Below are 17,493 nucleotides of genomic sequence, written 5' to 3' on the forward strand. Positions count from 1 at the left end.
ACGGTCAAACGGGCATTTTTATGGTGGTTCATCCGGGCTCTTTGGGGTCTGGAGAGGTGTGGTAACCACCATTTTCCAAAGATGTCCCGGATGAACAACGTACAGAGAGATCACAACTAACAGTCGACTCTACCCCGTCGACATCCCCGTCGGTGTTTTCGTTGGTACTTGCGCGATCAGCGGCGCACGTAGTGCGCGAAGCGGAACGCGTAGGCATGGCGTTCGTCGGCCGGGTGCGGCTCGCTGCTCACTTCCCGCCAGTCCTGCATGTCGACTTCGGGGAAATGGGTATCAGCGGGGATTTCGGCATCCACCCAGGTCAGGTACAGGTCACTGGCCTGGTCCAGCAGCTGGTGGAAGATCTCGCCACCACCGATGATGCACAGCTCGCTGGCCCCCTCGCCTTCGGCAATCGTCTTGGCTTCGTCCAGCGACGCCACCGCGCGCATGCCCTCGAACGGCACCTGGCCGCTGCGGGTCAGCACCAGGTTGGTCCGTCCCGGCAGCACGCGGCCGATCGATTCGGCCGTCTTGCGCCCCATCAGGATCGGCTTGCCCAGGGTGAGCGCCTTGAAGTGCTTGAAGTCGTCCGGCAGGTGCCAGGGCATGGCATTGCCCTGGCCGATGCCACGGTTGCGGTCCAGCGCCACGATCATCGACAGCTTCATCGCGCTCATACCGCCACCGGCGCCTTGATGGCCGGGTGCGGATCGTAACCGTCGATGCGGATGTCGTCGAACTGGAAGCCGAACAGATCGGTCACTTCCGGGTTCAACCACAGCTTGGGCAGCGCGCGCGGTTCACGCGACAGCTGCTCGCGCGCCTGCTCGAAGTGGTTCGAATACAGGTGCGCGTCGCCCAGCGTATGCACGAAATCGCCCACGCCCAGGCCGGTGGCCTGCGCCACCATGTGGGTCAGCAGCGCGTAGCTGGCGATGTTGAACGGCACGCCGAGGAAGATGTCGCCGCTGCGCTGGTACAGCTGGCAGCTGAGCTTGCCGTCCACCACGTAGAACTGGAACAGGTTGTGGCACGGCATCAGCGCCATCTGCGAAAGTTCGCCCACGTTCCAGGCGCTGACCACCAGCCGGCGCGAATCGGGGTTGCGCTTGATCTCGTCGACCAGCCACTGCATCTGGTCGATCTCACGGCCATCGGCGGTGGCCCAGCTGCGCCACTGCTTGCCGTACACCGGGCCGAGATCGCCGTTCCCGTCGGCCCACTCGTCCCAGATCCGCACCTGGTTGTCCTTCAGGTAGCCGATGTTGGTGTCGCCTTTCAGGAACCACAGCAGCTCGTGGATGATCGAGCGCAGGTGCAGTTTCTTGGTGGTCACCAGCGGGAAGCCTTCGGCCAGGTTGAAACGCATCTGCCAGCCGAACACGCTGCGGGTGCCGGTGCCGGTGCGATCGCTCTTCTCGGCGCCGTGCTCGAGCACATGCGAGAGCAGGTCCAGGTAAGCCTTCATGCCTTGCCCCCGGCAGTCACCGGCAGCTGCGGCTGCAGTACCGGCGCACGGCGCGACATCACCAGCAGCACCAGGCCGAAGGCAATCAGCGGCAGGCTGAGGATCTGGCCACGGGTCAGCCAGTCGAAGGCCACGTAGACGCCGTTGTCGGGCATGCGCACGAACTCCACCGCGAAGCGGAACAGTCCGTACATCAGCGCGAACAGGCCGCCCACCAGGTAACGGTGACGCGGCTTGGCCGACACGGCCCACAGCACCACGAACATCACCAGGCCTTCCAGGAAAGCTTCATACAGCTGCGACGGATGGCGCGCGAACTGGTTCAGCGCGCCGGTGGCGAACTGCGCCTGCAGGGTCGCGTGGTCCAGCTGGTTCAGCGGCGCCGGCAGGCCGGACGGGAACACCACGCCCCACGTGCCGTCGGTGTACTTGCCCCACAGCTCGGCACCGATGAAGTTGCCGATGCGGCCGAAGCCCAGGCCCAGCGGCACCAGCGGCGCCATGAAATCCATGGTGTCGAAGAAATGCAGCTTGTGCTTGCGCGACCACCACCAGCAGGCGCCCAGCACGCCCAGCAGGCCGCCGTGGAAACTCATGCCACCATCCCACACCTTGAACAGCAGCAGCGGGTTGTGCAGGAAATCGCCCAGCGCGTAGAACAGCATGTAGCCGATGCGCCCGCCCAGCACCACGCCGAGCATGGCGTAGAACAGCAGGTCGGAGAAACCATTGGCGTCAACGCCCGGCAGGCGGCCGGCGGCGATGCGCTTGCGTCCCAGCAGCCAGGCGGCGGTGAAGCCCAGCAGGTACATGATGCCGTACCAATGCACCTTGATCGGCCCCAGCGAGAGGGCGATGGGGTCGATGTCGTGGAAATAGATCATGGAAGGTGCCTTGCGGTTGAACGCCTATTCTCGGGCCAGTGCCGCCCCGGCTCAACCAAGGAGCTGGGGCGAGTTCGGCAACGCGTCATCGTTCGACCGGGTCGAGGCCGGAAAGTGCCCTTCGATCAGGCTGGAGACCTCGTCGATGGCATCCTGCAGCGCTTCCACCGGATTGGAGCCACGCAGGCCCTCGCGCAGGTGGGTGCAGACCCGCTGCCATTGTGCCGGGCTGACCCGGCCCTGCAGGCCACGGTCGGCGACGATCTCGATGGCGTGGTCGGCCAGCAGCAGGTAGATCAGCACACCGTTGTTGTGGGTGGTATCCCAGGTGCGCAGGCGCGCGAAGGCATGTTCGGCGGCCTGGCGCGGGGTGACCTTGTGCCACAGCGCGGCCAGCGGCAGGTCCGCTTCCACCGCGAACATCACCTGGCCACCGTGGCGCTGCTCACCGGCTGCGATGGCCTCGGTGATCGCCTGCAGCGTGGCCGGCGGGAACGCGCGCCGTACCGACGGCGAAAATACATGACGACACAGTCGTTGGATCATCACCAGCCCCCCGAAGCACCACCACCGCCGGAGCGGCCACCGCCGCCGAATCCACCGCCCCCGCCGAAGCCGCCTCCGCCGCCCCAGCTGCCACCGCCCCAGCCACCGCCACCGGCAAAGCGGCCCGGGTGACCGGAGAGCATGGCAACAATCAGGCCCACGACGCCAGCCAGGCCACTGGCGAGTAGTGTGGAGGTGAACAGGAATGCCGCCAGCGCCGCACCGGCACCGCCGAGCAGGCCACGCAGCGGACGCGGCACGCGCGAGAAGATCCCGCGCAGGATGCTGCCGGCGAACACACCGATGAACAGCGCCAGGAACCAGGTATCGCCACCGCCGCTGGGCTCACGCCCGCGATGGCCGCTGACCGGCGCCGGCAGCGCTTCCCCGTCGATCAGCTTGACCAGCACCGCCGTGGCGTCGGTGATGCCACCGGCGTAGTCGCCGCTGCGGAAGCGCGGCACCAGGTACTCCTGGATGACCCGGTTGGCGATGGCATCGGGAATCGCTCCCTCCAGACCATAACCGGGTTCAATGCGCACGCGCCGGTCGTCCTTGGCCACCACCAGCAGCACCCCGTCGTCCACGCCCTTGCGGCCGATCTGCCATTGATCGAAGACCCGCGTGGTGTACTGCGCGATGTCCTCCGGCTGGGTGGTGGGCACCACCAGCACCTGCAGCTGGCTGCCCTTGAGCTGCTGCAGCTCAATCGCCTGCTGCACCAGCGCCTGCTTCTGCGCGGCATCCAGCGTGCCGGTGGTGTCGACCACCGGCGAATCCAGCGCCGGAACCGGCGCCAGCTGCTGGGCGTGCGATGCCAGCGGCAGCCATAGCAGCAGGGCCAGGAGCGCAGTGGCCAGGCGCATGGGTCAGTGGCCCGGCTGCGGTGCCGGCTGCTGCTGCGGCGCGCTGCCGAAATCGACCGCCGGCGCGTTGGAGATCTGCGCTTCGTTTTCCACGGTGAAGTTCGGTTTGGTCTTGTAACCGAAGAGCTTGGCGGTGATCACCTGCGGGAACGAGCGGATGTAGGTGTTGTAGTCCTGCACCTGCTGGATGTAGCGGCCGCGGGCGACGGTGATGCGGTTTTCAGTGCCTTCCAGCTGGGCCTGCAGGTCGCGGAAGTTCTGGTCCGACTTCAGCACCGGGTAATTCTCGGTGACCACCAGCAGCCGCGACAGTGCGCTGCCGAGTTCACCCTGGGCCTGCTGGAACTGCTTGAGCGAGGCTTCGTCGTCGGCGTTGACGTTGATCTGGCCAACACGCGAGCGGGCGTTGGTGACTTCGGTCAGCACGCGCTCTTCCTGGCTGGCGAAGCCCTTCACGGTCTGCACCAGGTTGGGCACCAGATCGGCGCGGCGCTTGTACTGGTTGAGCACTTCGGACCAGCTGGCCTTGACCGCTTCATCCTTCTGCTGGATGGCGTTGTAGCCGCAGCCGGACAGCAGGGAGGCCAGCAGCATCAGGGGCAGGACACGGGTGAACAGGCGCATGGCGGAGGTTCCGGGTGGACTGGGCACCGAGCATGCCACGGTTCGGGTGAAAGACCGGCCATCGGGCGCCGCCCCCTCCGCGGTGGCCATGCTCATGGATCGCCTGAGTAGTCCGGGCGGGTGGGCATGGCGGGGGACGCCGTGAATCCGTCCCTGGAGGCTTAGCCGCGCCATCCATGGCGCGGATACCCCCGCCACGCCCACCCGCCCGGCCACAGACAATTTCCTGCGCACCGCGGGAAGATCAAAAGAAAAATCAAAAGCAAAAATCGATTCTTCAGGCATTCGTGTCGACCAAGGTCGACACCTACCAGAGCAGAACGCCGTTCCGACAGACCGCGGGAATCTGTCGAAGGCGGGGTGGGTCCGGTTGTGGGGGCGTGAGCCGCATGGATGCGGCGACCGAGCTTACATGGACGTACTTGCAGCGTCCCCCTCAACCGGACCCACCCCGCCAACCCACGGAATGCAGGCTTTTGCCGTTGACGTTGACGTTGATTGCAGCGGGTGCAGGGCTGCAAGCCCTGCCGGAATCCAACACCCCTCAGCAGGCTTCAGCCACCGCAGTGCGGGGACGCCCCAGCCATGCCAGCAGCAGGCCCGATGCCGCCAGCAGGCCACCGGCCACCGGAATCGCCGCGTAACCCAAACCCGAGCTGATCACCGCGCCCCCCAGCGCGGCACCCACAGCATTGCCCAGGTTGAACGCACCCACGTTGATCGACGACGCCAGGCCCGGCGCCTCGCTCGCCGCCTGCATCACCCGGATCTGCAACGGCGGCACGATGGCGAAGGTCGCCGCGCCGAACAGCAGCACGCCCAGCGCCGCGGTGGCGTGACTCATGAAGGCCAGCGGCAGCACGAACATCAGCAGGGCCAGGACTGCCAGCAGGATGCGCGTGGCACCGTCCAGCGACCAGTCGGCCATGCGCCCGCCGATGCCGTTGCCGAAAGTGAAGCCGATACCGATCAGCGCCAGCGACATCGCGATGAAGGCGTTGGAGGCACCGGTCAGTTCGGTCAGCACCGGCGCCACGTAGGTGTAGAGGGTGAACATCGCACCCGCGCCGAGCACCGTGGTGCCCATCGCCAGCAGTACCTGCGGCTGCAGGATGGCCTTCATCTCGCGGCGCACGTCCGGGCGCGGGCCCGGTGCCGATGCCGGCAGGGCCAGGCCCAGCGCGGTGATCGCTACCACGCCCAGCACCGCGGTGCCGGCGAAAGACAGGCGCCAGCCCAGCTGCTGGCCCACCCACGTGGCCAGCGGCACGCCGCCGATATTGGCGATGGTCAGGCCCATGAACATGGTGGCCACGGCGGCGGCCTGCTTGTCCTTCGGCACCAGGCTGGCGGCAACCACCGCACCGATGCCGAAGAAGGCACCGTGGTTGAGGCTGGTGACCAGGCGCGACAGCAACAGCAGGCCGTAGTTCGGGGCCAGTGCCGAGAGCAGGTTGCCGACCACGAAGATCGACATCAGCAGCATCAGCGCGGTGCGCTTGCCGAACCGTCCCATCAGCAGGGTCATCACCGGTGCGCCCAGCATCACGCCCACGGCGTAAGCGGTGATCAGCATGCCGGCAGTGGGAATGCCCACGCCCACGCCGTCGGCGATGACCGGCAACAGGCCCATCGGCGCAAACTCGGTGGTTCCGATGGCGAAGGCGCCGACGGCAAGCGCCAGCAAGGCGGCTCTGGAATTCATGGGGGGGTCCTGGGGGAGGGATTCGGGAGTGCGTAGCCTGCGCGCTTTGCTGTGGCGGATTAAGCCTCGCCCCGGGAAAACACTGTTGATTCTGGTTCACAAGTGGGGCACGGAAACCCGCTACAAGTGCAAAAACCGCAGCACCGTAGCAGAGCCGTGCCCCCCACAAACGCAGAACCCCCGGCCGGGCCGGGGGTTCTGAGGGACTTACATGCCAGAGGCGCTTACCAGTTGCCGGCGCCCGGCACGTTGTGCTCGCGGGCGCGACGGCGCATCAGCAGGTTCAGCCATTCCACCAGCACCGAGAAGCCCATCGCGGCGTAGATGTAGGGCTTGGGCACGTGCACGTCCAGGCCGTCCAGGATAAGCACCGCACCGATCATCAGGATGAAGGCCAGCGCCAGCATCTTCACTGTCGGGTTGGCGTCGATGAAGCGGCCCAGCGGGTTGGCGGCCAGCAGCATCACCAACACCGACAGCAGAATGGCGGCGACCATGACCGGGATGTGGTCGGCGATGCCAACCGCGGTGATCACCGAGTCCAGCGAGAACACGATGTCGATCACCGCGATCTGCGCGATCACGTAGCCGAACACGGCCGAGGCCTTGGTGGTGCTCGGATCTTCATCCTCGCCACCGCTGATCAGTTCCTTGATCTCCATGCAGCCCTTGATGATCAGGAACAGGCCACCGACGATCAGCACCAGGTCACGGATGGAGATGCCCATGCCGGCCACCGTGAACAGGTTGGCCGCCATGTGCGCCAGATACGCCAGCGACACCAGCAGACCGATACGGGTGATGCAGGCCACGGCGATACCGAGCTTGCGTGCGAACGGGCGACGTTCTTCTGGCAGCTTGCTGACCGCGATGGAAATGAACACCAGGTTGTCGATGCCGAGCACGATTTCCAGCGCGCTGAGCGTGAACAGGGTTACCCAGGCATTGGGGTCGGCGAGGAACTCAAAGGACATGGAATCTCTTCAAGGCAGTGGGGGAATGGGGTTTCAGCCGTAGCTGCCGGCCAGCGCGTGTGGAACCACGACCAGGGCCCAGCACAACAGCACGTTCATCATCAGCACGAACACCGCCGCCGAGCCCATGTCCTTGGCGCGGCCAGCCAACTCGTGGATTTCGCTGCCGTAACGTTCGATCACCGCCTCGATCGCCGAGTTGGCCAGTTCCATCGCCAGCACCAGCAGCATCGAACCGATCATCAGCGCACGCTCGACCGGCGTCTGCCCCAGCCAGACCGCGACCGGCGCCAGCAGGATCAGCAGGTAGACCTCCAGCCGGAACGACGATTCGTGCAGCCAGGCGGCGCGCAGGCCCTGCCAGGACCAGCGGGCGGCCTGGAAGATGCGGCGCGGGCCGCGCGGCAGATGGCCGAACTGATCAGCCACGGGTGGAACATCCAGCAACAGGGGCGCGGCGCAGCGACCGCTCAGACGCACGGCAGGGAATCATGGGTGCACAGGAATAGGCAGATGGCCGCCATTTTGCCACAAGGCCGCCAGCCGCATCCCGGCACCGGCCCGGTGAATGGACCGCCAGGGGCAAGCCCCGGCCCGCCCCAGCTTCTATGATGGCGTTCCCTTCCCTGCTGGAGCGCCTGATGTCCCGTCGCCATACCTGCCTGCTGATGCTGGGCCTGCTGACCGCCGCACCGCTGGCCCAGGCCCTGGGCCCGACCACGTCGCCCCGGGTACCTGAACAGGTCTCCAACGTGGCCTGGGCCGGCGACATGGCCCGGTTCGCCAGCGCCGACCAGGCCAACCCGCCGCCCCGCGGTGGCATCGAATTCATCGGCAGCTCCTCCATCCGCTTCTGGGAGAGCCTGGCCACCGACTTCCCCGGCCAGCCTGTATTCAACCGCGGTTTCGGCGGCTCGGAAGTGCGTGACAGCACCTGGTATGCCGGCCAGATCGTGGTGCCGTATGCGCCGTGCAAGGTGTTCTTCTACGCCGGTGACAACGACCTCAACAGCGGCCGCACCGCGACCCAGGTCCGCGACGACGTGGTCGCCTTCGTGCAGCGCGTGCATCGCGACCTGCCGAAGACCAAGGTCGAGTACCTGTCGATCAAGCCGAGCCCGTCGCGGGCGCACCTGCTGCCGGCGATCAACGAGGCCAACACGCTGATCAAGGCCGCGCTGGCCAAGCTGCCCAACACCGGCTTCACCGATATCTACACGCCGATGCTGGGCGCGGATGGCCAGCCGGATGCAACGCTGTTCCGCGAGGACATGCTGCACATGACCCCGGCTGGGTATGCGATCTGGACCAAGGCGCTGGCGCCGAAGGTCAACTGCAACTGAGGCACTGTGGACGCCGGGCATGGCCCGGCGCTACCGCACCCCATCCACGCATGGCGTGGATCTACTGCGGATCGCGGGAAACTGTCGAAGGCGGGGCGGTGTGGGTTTGCAGGACCGTTGGCGCCATGGATGGCGCCATCGAGCCCCCATGGGTGAGGGCGCTTTGCTTGCGAAGCACTGCTTCGCAAGCGCCCGAACGCACAGCCGCCAGCGGCTGGGCCGGACCCCGGAGGGGGGTTTACGGCGTGTCCTGCAAACCCACACCGCCCCGCCATTCCACGGAATGCCCGCTTTTGATGTTGATGTTGCCTCGGCGGGTGCCGGGCGCAGCCCGGCAAAATCCCTCTACCGGAAGATCACCGTTGCCTCGGTGCCCTGACCCGGCTCGCTGGCCAGGCTGACCTTCCAGCCGAAGCGATCACACAGCCTGCGTACGATCGACAGGCCCAGGCCGGTACCCTGCGGCCGGCTGGGTTCGGCGCGATAGAACGGTTCGAACGCCCGCGACAGCGCTTCGGGGGACATGCCGATGCCGGTATCGTGCACCACCACCCGATCGTTGTGCACATGCACGTCGATGCGCCCCTCGTCGGTGTAGCTGCATGCATTGCGCACCAGGTTGCTGACCACCACCTGCAGCACCCGCGGCGGCGCATGCAGCTGCACCGGGCCATCGCTGTGCAGGTGCACCGACACCGGGCGAGCCCCCAGCAGTTCGTTGGCGTTGTCCACTTCATAGCGGACGATGTCGTTGACGTCGAACAGCTCGATCTGCGGTTCGACGTCTGCCTCGCGGGCCAGGATCAGGAACGCATCGATCACCGCTTCCATGTCGCGGCCAGCCCGCTGGATGCGCTGCAGGCTGCGGCGCAGGCGCGGCTGCAGGCTTTCATCACCCAGTGCCATGTCGCTGGCAACGCGGATGACGGTCAGCGGCGTGCGCAGTTCATGGCTGGCATCGCGGGTGAAGTTGCGCTCGCGTGCCACGTGCGCGCTCACCCGGTTGGCCAGCGAGTGCAACGCGGCCGCCAGCTGCCGGGTCTCGCCCTGCATGTCCGCCGGCAGCTTGTTGGGCTCCAGGTCGGCCGCTTCCGGATGCCCCGGGTCCCAGCGCGAGACGCGCCGAGCCAGCCAGTTCACCGGCGACACCAGGCGCTTGGACGCGCGGTAGGTCACCCAGCTGGCGCCATACACCGCCAACAGGGTCAGCAGCACCGGCACGATGCCGAACCAGAACGCCAGCATCTCTGCGCGCGAGCGCAGGAACACCAGGTACAGGCGGCCAGCCGGGCGCACATCAACCAGCACCAGCTGGTCGTCCTTGGGCAGTTCGTGGAAGCCGGGCTCCAGATTGCGCAGGTTGGCCGGCAACGACAGTGCCGACTGCCCGCTTTCCAGCAGGTAGCCGCGGATGTTCTGGGTATTGGGCGGCGGCTGCACCGGGGACGCTTCGTGCAGCGTCCAGTAGTACGCCGCCTCCTCGCGCAGGGCAGCGCCCACCAGGCTGTGCTTGATCACCAGCGAGACCAGCCACGCACCCAGCAGGATGCCCAGGCTGGCCAGCACTGCCTGCAGGATGAAGGCGATACGGATCTTGCGCGGCAGGCCGTGCGGCATTGCGGAGTCCCGGTCAGAGCGCTGCGATTATAGGCAGCGCGCCACGCCGTGCGGGTGCATGGGCGATGACCGGCGGCAACGCCGGCCGGTCATGCCCTGCCCTCGTACGTGGCCACAACCCGGCCGGGCCTGCTGCTGCACCGGCGAGTATCCTGCTCAGGCCATCGGCTGGGCGATGTCGGCAATGCGGTAGCCGGCACTCTGCACGGTGTGCAGCAGCGGACGGTCGAACGGCTTGTCGATGATCTTGCGCAGGTTGTACAGGTGGCTGCGCAGGGTGTCCGAATCCGGCAGGCCATTGCCCCAGATCTCGCGCTCGATCTCCTGGCGGGTGACCACGCGCGGCGATTCGCGCATCAGGATGGTCAGCAGGCGCAGGCCGATCGGCGAAAGCTGCAGCTCGGTGCCGGCACGGGTCGCACGCATGCTGACCGGATCGAGCACCAGGTCGGCCACCTTCAGCACTTCCGAACCGACCTGGCGACGTTCGCGACGGATCAGCGCGCGCAGGCGGGCTTCCAGCTCCTGGATCGCGAACGGCTTGGTCAGGTAGTCATCGGCACCGAAACCCAGGCCGGTGAGCTTGTCGTCCAGCGTGTCGCGTGCCGTGAGCATCAGCACCGGGGTGGACTTGCGCGCATCATTGCGCAGGCGACGGCACACTTCGATGCCATCCAGGCGCGGCAACATCAAGTCGAGCACCACGACGTCATAGCTGTTCTCCGCCGCAAGGCGGTAGCCATCCAGGCCGTCCTGTGCATAGTCGACTTCGAAGCCGCGACCTTCCAGGTATTCCCCGATCATCTCGGAGATGTTGCGGTTGTCTTCGACCACCAGCACCAAGCCGGAGGTCTCCTTCGTCTGACGCATGTGATTCCCTCTAACTTCAGCTTTGTGAAACATGCCGGATCGACGGTGGACGCGATGTGAAGTTCCGTCAAGAGGTAAACAAACGATTCAGAGCAGTGGCCTGAGCAGCGGCCAGACGTTGTCCAGCACCTTTGGCTGCGCCTGTGCGGTCGGGTGCAGGCCGTCGGCCTGCATCATGCCCGGCTGCAGGGCCACCCCCTCCAGCAGGAAGGGCAGCAGCGGCACCTTGTACTGCGTGGCCAGCGCCCTGTAGGCCGCCGCCAGGCGCTGGCGATAGGCCGGCCCGTAGTTGGGCGGCACGTCAATGCCCAGCAGCAGCACCTTCGCGCCGGCCTTCTGGCTGGCCTGCACCATCTTTTCCAGGTTGCCCTGCACCTGCGCCGGGGTCAGCCCGCGCAGTGCGTCGTTGCCGCCAAGGGCGATCACTACCACGGTCGGCTTTTCCTTCGCCAGCAGGGCCGGCAGGCGGGTGAGTGCGCCGGCGGTGGTCTCGCCGCTCATGCTGGCGTTGACGATGCGCGCCGGGGTTTTCGACTGCTGCCTGACCCGCTGCTGCAGCAGGCTGACCCAGCCGGCGTCGGCAGGGATATTGTGGGCAGCACTGAGGCTGTCGCCGAGCACCAGCACGGTGCCGGCCGGACCTTTGGCACAGGCCAGCCCCGGCAACAGCAGGAACCCTAGCAGCAGCACCATCATCGCGCCGGCTCGCCGGCTCCATCCCGTCTTGCGCATTGGAGTCTCCTCATCGACAGCCTGTCCCCCCGCAGCGCGCCCGTCGCCATCGCCGCCGACCAGGTCGGCAAGTCCGTGCAGGGCCCGGAGGGTGAAGTCCACATACTGGACAACATCACCCTGACGGTCCATGAAGGCACCAGCGTGGCCATCGTCGGCGCCTCCGGTTCCGGCAAGACCACCCTGCTTGGCCTGCTGGCCGGGCTGGACCTGCCCAGTCACGGCCGCATCGCACTGGCTGGCCAGGACCTGTCGGCGCTGGACGAGGAGGCCCGCGCCCAGCTGCGCGCGCGTGAGGTCGGCTTCGTGTTCCAGAGTTTCCACCTGCTGCCGGCGCTGACCGCCGCCGAGAATGTCGCGCTGCCGCTGGAACTGGCCGGACGCGAAGACCGGGCGCGGGTCGATGAAGTGCTGGCCCAGGTCGGGCTGGCCCATCGCGCCCGCCACTATCCGCGCCAGTTGTCGGGCGGCGAGCAGCAACGCGTGGCATTGGCACGTGCGTTCGTCACCCGCCCGTGCATCCTGTTCGCCGACGAACCGACCGGCTCGCTGGACCACGCCACCGGCCAGCACATCAGCGACCTGCTGTTCGAACTCAACGCCGGCAGCGGCACCACTCTGGTGCTGGTCACCCACGACCTGCGCCTGGCCCAGCGCTGCCAGTACATCCACCGCATCGACAACGGCCGCCTGCTGCCGGTCGAGCGTGGGGCGCAGGCATGAACCTGCTGCGGCATGCGTGGCGCGCGCTGCGCCGCGAGGCGCTGGCCGGTGACCTGCTGACCGTGTTCGCCGCACTGGTGCTGGGCGTGGCGGTGATGACCGCGGTCGGCACGCTGGTGAACCGGGTCAACCTGGCACTGACCGGCAGCGCAGCGGAAATGCTCGGTGGCGACCTCGGCATCGCCGGGCGCGATGACCCGCCGCAGGCGTTCGCCGACGAGGCGCAGCGGCGTGGACTGGCGCATACCCGCATCGCCAGCTTCGGCAGCGTGCTGTTCAACGGCGATGCCAGCCAGATGGCCAGCATCAAGGCGGTACAGGCAGGTTATCCACTGCGCGGCACGCTGCGGGTCCGGGCCACGCCCGGCGGTGCGTTGATCGCCGATGCCGGCATGCCGCCCAAGGGCCAGGCCTATGCCGACCCACGCCTGCTGCAGGGATTGGGGCTGAAGGCCGGCGATGACCTCGAGTTCGGCGCCGGCACGCTGCGCATCGCCGGCATCATCGAGGCCGAGCCGGACAGCGGTGGCGACCTGCTGACACTCTCGCCCACCCTGCTGGTCAACCGCGCCGATGTGGAGGGCACGGGCCTGCTCGGCCCGGGCAGCCGTATCAACTACCGGCTGATGTTCGCCGGCGCAGCGGAGCCGATCGCGGCGCTGCGCCAGTGGCTGCTGCCGCAGGTGAAAGGCCTGCGCCTGCTGAGCGTGGACGACACCCAGCGTGGCGTGCGCCAGGCATTCGATCTGGCCGGGCGCTTCCTCGGCCTGAGCGCGCTGCTGGCGGTACTGCTGGCCGGTGTGGCCACCGCGCTGGCGGCCAACCGCTTCGCCCTGCGTCGCATCGACCAGGTGGCGATCCTGCGCTGCCTGGGCGCACGCCAGCGCGACATCCTGCTGGGCCTGGCGCTGCAGCTGCTGATGCTGGCGGTGCCAGCCTGTGCGCTCGGCATCGGCCTGGGCATGGCCGCGCAGGAAGGCCTGGTGCAGGTGCTGGGCAGCCTGGTGCCGCAGCGCCTGCCGCTGCCGGAAGCGATGCCGGCGCTGACCGGCGCCGGCATCGGCCTGTTGCTGCTGTTCGGCTTCGGCCTGCCGCCGCTGCTGCGCCTACGCGGGGTGCCGCCGATGCGCGTGCTCAACCGCTCCTTCGCCGCCCTGCCCCCGGCCTCGCTGCTGGCCTACGTAGCAGCGCTGGCGGCGAGCCTGCTGCTGGCGGTGCAGGTGACCGGTGATCTCAAGCTGGCGCTATGGGTGCTGGGCGGCCTGGCCGCGTTGGCGGTCGCGGCCGGCGTGGTCGGCTTCGTGCTGCTGCAGCTGCTGCGCGGCCTGCAGCACCGCCTGCACGGCCACTGGCGGCTGGGCCTGGCGGCGCTGACCCGGCGCCGGATGCTGGCGGTGATGCAACTGGTCGGGCTGTCGTTGTCGCTGTGCGCGCTGTTGCTGCTGGCGGTGACCGGCCCCGGCCTGCTGCAGCAATGGCGCGAACGCCTGCCCGCGGATACGCCGAACTACTTCCTGATCAACATCCAGCCCGAACAGCGCGACAGCGTGCTGGCCGCGCTGCGTGGACTGGGCGCCAACGACGCCAGCATCGAACCGATGGCCACCGGCCGCCTGATCGCGATCAACGGCAAGCCGCCGCTGCGCGTGGATCGCTCGCCGGACCAGAGCGGGCAGCCGGCGTCAGGCGAAGCCCAGCGCGATGACGACGACGAGAACCGGCCGTTGAACTTCAGCTGGCGCAGCAGCTTCCCGCCGGCCAACACGCTGATGAACGGCACCTTCTGGACGCCCGACAGCACGGCATCGGAGGCGTCGGTTGAGATCGGCTGGGCCAAGCGCTACGGCGTATATCCGGGCGACCGCATCACCATTGCAGTAGGCGAGCAGGAGCGCGAGTTCACCGTGACCAGTGTGCGCAAGGCCGACTGGAACACCTTCCGGCCGAACTTCTTCGTGCTGCTGAACCCGAACGCGGTGGGCGATACACCGCACAACCTGCTGTCGGCATTCCACCTGCCGGCCGGCAAGGCAGCCGGACTGGGCGAGCTGGTGCGCGCTCAGCCCAACCTGTCGCTGCTGGACGTGGACGCGGTGATCTCGCAGGTGCGCGATGTGATGGAGCGGGTGGCACAGGCGGTGCAGCTGGTGATGGTGTTCAGCCTGCTGGCCGGCGTGCTGGTGCTGCTGGCCGCGCTGCAGGCCACGGCGGGCGAGCGTCGCTACGACAGCGCGGTGCTGCGCACGCTGGGCGCGACCCGGCGCCAGCTGCGCGGTGCGGTGCTGGTGGAGTTCGGCGCACTGGGCACGCTGGCCGCGTTGCTCGCGGTGGGCGCGGCAGCCGCCATCGGCGTGGCAGTCTCGCAGAAGGTGTTCGAGCTGCCATTGCTGCCGCCGTGGCCGGGCCTGCTGATCGGCGGCGTGGTCGGCATCGGGCTGAGCCTGCTGGCAGGCTGGTGGGGTACGCGGGCGATCCTGCATACGCCACCGGCATTGGCGCTGCGCGAGGCCTGAGGCGGCCGTGACACGCTGCGGGTGGGGCCGGCTGTACGCTGCGCGCTCCACCTAAGCGCATCCACACATGGCGTGGGTCTACTGACGAGTGGCCGGGATGATGGACGCCTGTTGCTGGGCCCAGGCCACGGTCGTGCTCATCGCGCGCTGCACGCCCAGAAGCGTTATGAACAGGCAGAGCTCGTCCTTCTCCTCGTTATCCCCTACCCGCTTACGGACTTCGCTGTATTCAGGCGGGCTGTCAAAAATGACGATACGAACGATGTTGCCGCTGGGCAGGTGCTTGGCGGAGAAGATCGGGTTGGCATCGCGATCCTTAGTGCCATCGACGAAGAACGTGTTGTAGTGCGGGCTGCGGAAGTCTTCAATGCGCAGGCTTGCCGCGTTGATTCCCGTCATGAAGTGGTCGTGGATATGCTGCTCAAGACGATCGTAGACCTGCGGATCGGACAGATAGGTATCGAACATCTGGCGTTCTGGAACGACCATCAGCAAGCCTCATTTCCAGGCGTTGGATTTGCAGAGACACCAACCACGTCGTAATCCCCCGGCCAGGCCAGCACCTTCGAACACGGAGACTACGGCGTGGACTTCAGCCGAGGCGCTTCTGCCGCATTCGTGCCGGCGCCGGTTTCCAAACGCGATTCGCGGAACCCGAATTGTAGAAGTCGTCAAGGAGCAGCACGCCCTTCCGCGTGCAGCTCGAAATCGGCAAGGCTGGATGCCAGGAACATCTTCGCGCCGGCTGGGCGGCAGAGGTCGGAGAGTTTCATTGACCACGATGACAAATGGGTGCGTGGGCCGCCACCCTACCGCATCCGCAAGAGCCAGCAAGCGGCCTTGGGGCAAAGTGAGGCTGAATGCGTCATATTTTTGCGCGCAATACCCCATTCCGTCCGGTGCCACGCGCGGACGCCGCGTCAGTCGCCGCGGAAAGCGTGCCGAGCAAGCTCGGCACCTACCAAAAGCACATGACGGCGTTCCCAGTATTCAAGGAACAAGCACATCCACGCATGGCGTGGATCTACTGGGCCTTTTCCACGTACTTGGCGAACACTTCGTCGATCTGCTTGTCCTTCACCTTCTTGCCGGACTGGATCTCTTCGGCCTGGGTGAACAGCGGAATGATCATCGCCATGCCGTCGATCCTGGTCTTCAGGTGCACGCCCGGGGCCTGGGTCAGGAAACCGTCCCAGCGCTGGCGCACCTTGGCCCAGTAGCCGGCGGTGGCCTTCCAGTAGCTGCGCGCCGGGGTGAAGTCGACCTCGGTGGTCTTCACGTAGTCGTTGAAGCCGAACTCGCGTGCGATCTCCACCTGGCTGCCATCGGCGTTGCGCTGCACCTTGGTGTTGAACTGTTCGTGGGTCCAGCCATTGGGCGTGAGCGTGTGGCGGTTGACCACGGCCAGCGCGTTGTAGTCGCTGCGCTTGGTGTACTCACGGCGCGGCAGCGGGCGCCAGCTCAGATCGCTGGTCCAGCTCGGCACGTTGTTGGTGTAGGTCCAGGTGCCGGTGCCGCAGTAGCGCGGTGCGTCGCTCACTTCGTACACGCACTGGGTCCAGGCGCCCTGGTTCACCGCCGACGGAATACTGCGCACCTTCCAGGTCTGGTCGGCGCTGAACTCGAAACGGTTCGGTGCTTCGTACACCCAGTCCTGGCGCCAGTGCTTGGTGATGTGGCCGCTCTTTTCATCCAGCAGCAGGTGCTGCAGCACGATGCGCTTCGGGGTGTCCTCAACCACGATGACCACTTCGCTGCCGCCGCTGCGCATCGCCGGTGCACGCTCGTAGCCCGGCTTCAGCAGCACGGTCTCGTCGAAGGCGAAGTCCACGGTGTACTCACCCTGCATGGCAAGGATGCTGTCGTGGTCGCGGGCGATATCGGAGGGCTGCGCGCTGGCCACGCCGCTGGCGGCGAGCAGCAGCATGGCGCTGGCTGTCTGGAGCTTCATCGGGGTCTTCCTTCGGGGTTGCAGATTCATTGAGGGGCCATCCGTGGCCAACGGGCGTTCCATCAGGAGAGGGTCACAGGCGGATCAGCGGCAGGTCGCCGGGAATGTGGGGAGCCGGACGCCGGGCGGCGTCGGCACAGCAGCAGTCGTCGATCGCCAGCTCGCCTTCAGCACCTTCCAGGCGTGCGATGCGGCGCGCGGTGGCCGCGCCCAGCGAGGACAGGGTCGACAGACTGGCGGCCAGCGTGCGTCCGTCGTCGGCGGCATGCAGGCGCAGCGCGCACAGGCGCCAGCGCTGGCCGCCAAGATGGCCGGCCAAACGCCGCCACAGGCGTTCGCCAACGCTCGCCTCGCTGTCGTGTTCCGGTCCCGGCGGCAGCGCCGCGACCAGACGGTCCCAGGCCAGGAAATCGCTGTCGGGCAGCAGGTACAGGCGCCACACGCAGCGGCCGCGGCCATCAAGGAAGCACAGGCTTTCGCGCAGGCCCTCGCTGTCCACGCCCTGACAGGCGTGTACGCGTACGGCCTGGCGCCAGCCGCCCAGCTCGTTGCCGTCGGCGTGGTACAGGCACAACACGGTGCCGAGCGTGGCCAGCTGTGCCGGGGTCGGCCAGGCCGCGCTGTTCGGCGCGGCGATGGAGTCATTCCTGCGTGCGGACAGTGCTCGGCTCATGAGG

The 17,493-nt window shown here is 67.1% G+C and carries 18 protein-coding genes; 3 read left to right on the top strand and 15 right to left on the bottom strand.

Going from position 1 to position 17,493, the window contains the following annotated elements:
- Positions 1-176: 176 nt before the first annotated feature.
- The 9 genes from AC5P9F_RS15000 to AC5P9F_RS15040 form a co-directional block, all read right to left on the bottom strand.
- On the bottom strand, positions 177-668 hold the full coding sequence (locus tag AC5P9F_RS15000) for a dihydrofolate reductase (protein ID WP_012479194.1): 492 nt from the start codon (positions 666-668) through the stop codon (positions 177-179).
- A gap of 5 nt (positions 669-673) precedes the next feature.
- Positions 674-1,468, bottom strand: coding sequence for a thymidylate synthase (locus tag AC5P9F_RS15005; RefSeq protein WP_088429509.1), 795 nt, complete (start codon positions 1,466-1,468; stop codon positions 674-676).
- A complete protein-coding gene (gene lgt, locus AC5P9F_RS15010; RefSeq protein WP_012479192.1) occupies positions 1,465-2,352 on the bottom strand; it encodes a prolipoprotein diacylglyceryl transferase in 888 nt (295 codons plus the stop codon). Before lgt ends, AC5P9F_RS15005 begins: the two co-directional genes overlap by 4 nt.
- 51 nt (positions 2,353-2,403) lie before the next feature.
- Complete coding sequence (locus tag AC5P9F_RS15015; RefSeq protein WP_033834745.1) at positions 2,404-2,898, bottom strand: TPM domain-containing protein; 495 nt, start codon at positions 2,896-2,898, stop codon at positions 2,404-2,406.
- Complete coding sequence (locus tag AC5P9F_RS15020; RefSeq protein ID WP_308679979.1) at positions 2,898-3,764, bottom strand: TPM domain-containing protein; 867 nt, start codon at positions 3,762-3,764, stop codon at positions 2,898-2,900. The genes AC5P9F_RS15015 and AC5P9F_RS15020 overlap by 1 nt, the downstream gene beginning before the upstream one ends.
- A gap of 3 nt (positions 3,765-3,767) precedes the next feature.
- Positions 3,768-4,388 (bottom strand): LemA family protein, encoded by a 621-nt coding sequence (locus tag AC5P9F_RS15025; RefSeq protein ID WP_065183608.1) that lies wholly within the window; start codon positions 4,386-4,388, stop codon positions 3,768-3,770.
- Positions 4,389-4,932: 544 nt separating this feature from the next.
- Positions 4,933-6,093 (bottom strand): MFS transporter, encoded by a 1,161-nt coding sequence (locus tag AC5P9F_RS15030; RefSeq protein WP_065183607.1) that lies wholly within the window; start codon positions 6,091-6,093, stop codon positions 4,933-4,935.
- Positions 6,094-6,317: 224 nt separating this feature from the next.
- On the bottom strand, positions 6,318-7,067 hold the full coding sequence (locus AC5P9F_RS15035; protein WP_005408127.1) for a TerC family protein: 750 nt from the start codon (positions 7,065-7,067) through the stop codon (positions 6,318-6,320).
- 33 nt (positions 7,068-7,100) lie between these two features.
- A complete protein-coding gene (locus AC5P9F_RS15040) occupies positions 7,101-7,496 on the bottom strand; it encodes a diacylglycerol kinase (RefSeq protein ID WP_005408126.1) in 396 nt (131 codons plus the stop codon).
- Positions 7,497-7,708: 212 nt separating this feature from the next.
- Between AC5P9F_RS15040 and AC5P9F_RS15045 the strand changes: the two genes are divergently transcribed.
- Positions 7,709-8,410 (top strand): SGNH/GDSL hydrolase family protein, encoded by a 702-nt coding sequence (locus AC5P9F_RS15045; RefSeq protein ID WP_241889457.1) that lies wholly within the window; start codon positions 7,709-7,711, stop codon positions 8,408-8,410.
- 345 nt (positions 8,411-8,755) lie between these two features.
- Here the strand turns inward: AC5P9F_RS15045 and AC5P9F_RS15050 are convergent, their stop codons facing one another.
- The 3 genes from AC5P9F_RS15050 to AC5P9F_RS15060 all read right to left on the bottom strand — a co-directional run bounded on the left by AC5P9F_RS15050 (position 8,756) and on the right by AC5P9F_RS15060 (position 11,629).
- Complete coding sequence (locus AC5P9F_RS15050) at positions 8,756-10,027, bottom strand: sensor histidine kinase (protein ID WP_005412286.1); 1,272 nt, start codon at positions 10,025-10,027, stop codon at positions 8,756-8,758.
- 156 nt (positions 10,028-10,183) lie between these two features.
- Positions 10,184-10,897, bottom strand: a complete 714-nt coding sequence (locus tag AC5P9F_RS15055; protein WP_002811889.1) for a response regulator transcription factor — start codon at positions 10,895-10,897, stop codon at positions 10,184-10,186.
- An 87-nt stretch (positions 10,898-10,984) separates the two neighbouring features.
- Positions 10,985-11,629 (bottom strand): arylesterase, encoded by a 645-nt coding sequence (locus AC5P9F_RS15060; RefSeq protein ID WP_087802800.1) that lies wholly within the window; start codon positions 11,627-11,629, stop codon positions 10,985-10,987.
- A gap of 75 nt (positions 11,630-11,704) precedes the next feature.
- Here AC5P9F_RS15060 and AC5P9F_RS15065 point away from each other — a divergent pair, with 75 nt between their 5' ends.
- Both AC5P9F_RS15065 and AC5P9F_RS15070 read left to right on the top strand, forming a co-directional pair.
- Positions 11,705-12,352 carry an ABC transporter ATP-binding protein gene (locus AC5P9F_RS15065; protein WP_109337971.1) on the top strand — a complete coding sequence of 216 codons (648 nt, stop codon included), beginning with the start codon at positions 11,705-11,707 and terminating at the stop codon, positions 12,350-12,352.
- On the top strand, positions 12,349-14,865 hold the full coding sequence (locus AC5P9F_RS15070) for an ABC transporter permease (RefSeq protein WP_180872650.1): 2,517 nt from the start codon (positions 12,349-12,351) through the stop codon (positions 14,863-14,865). Before AC5P9F_RS15065 ends, AC5P9F_RS15070 begins: the two co-directional genes overlap by 4 nt.
- A gap of 78 nt (positions 14,866-14,943) precedes the next feature.
- Here AC5P9F_RS15070 and AC5P9F_RS15075 read toward each other — a convergent pair whose 3' ends face one another.
- The 3 genes from AC5P9F_RS15075 to AC5P9F_RS15085 form a co-directional block, all read right to left on the bottom strand.
- Positions 14,944-15,360 carry a hypothetical protein gene (locus AC5P9F_RS15075; RefSeq protein WP_087802802.1) on the bottom strand — a complete coding sequence of 139 codons (417 nt, stop codon included), beginning with the start codon at positions 15,358-15,360 and terminating at the stop codon, positions 14,944-14,946.
- Positions 15,361-15,889: 529 nt separating this feature from the next.
- Positions 15,890-16,816: a DUF6607 family protein gene (locus AC5P9F_RS15080; protein WP_161771963.1), complete on the bottom strand. Its 927-nt coding sequence runs from the start codon at positions 16,814-16,816 to the stop codon at positions 15,890-15,892.
- Positions 16,817-16,889: 73 nt separating this feature from the next.
- On the bottom strand, positions 16,890-17,489 hold the full coding sequence (locus AC5P9F_RS15085) for a ChuX/HutX family heme-like substrate-binding protein (protein WP_180872649.1): 600 nt from the start codon (positions 17,487-17,489) through the stop codon (positions 16,890-16,892).
- Positions 17,490-17,493: the final 4 nt, after the last annotated feature.

This window comes from Stenotrophomonas sp. YJH_SMC_4 (genome assembly GCF_059371575.1).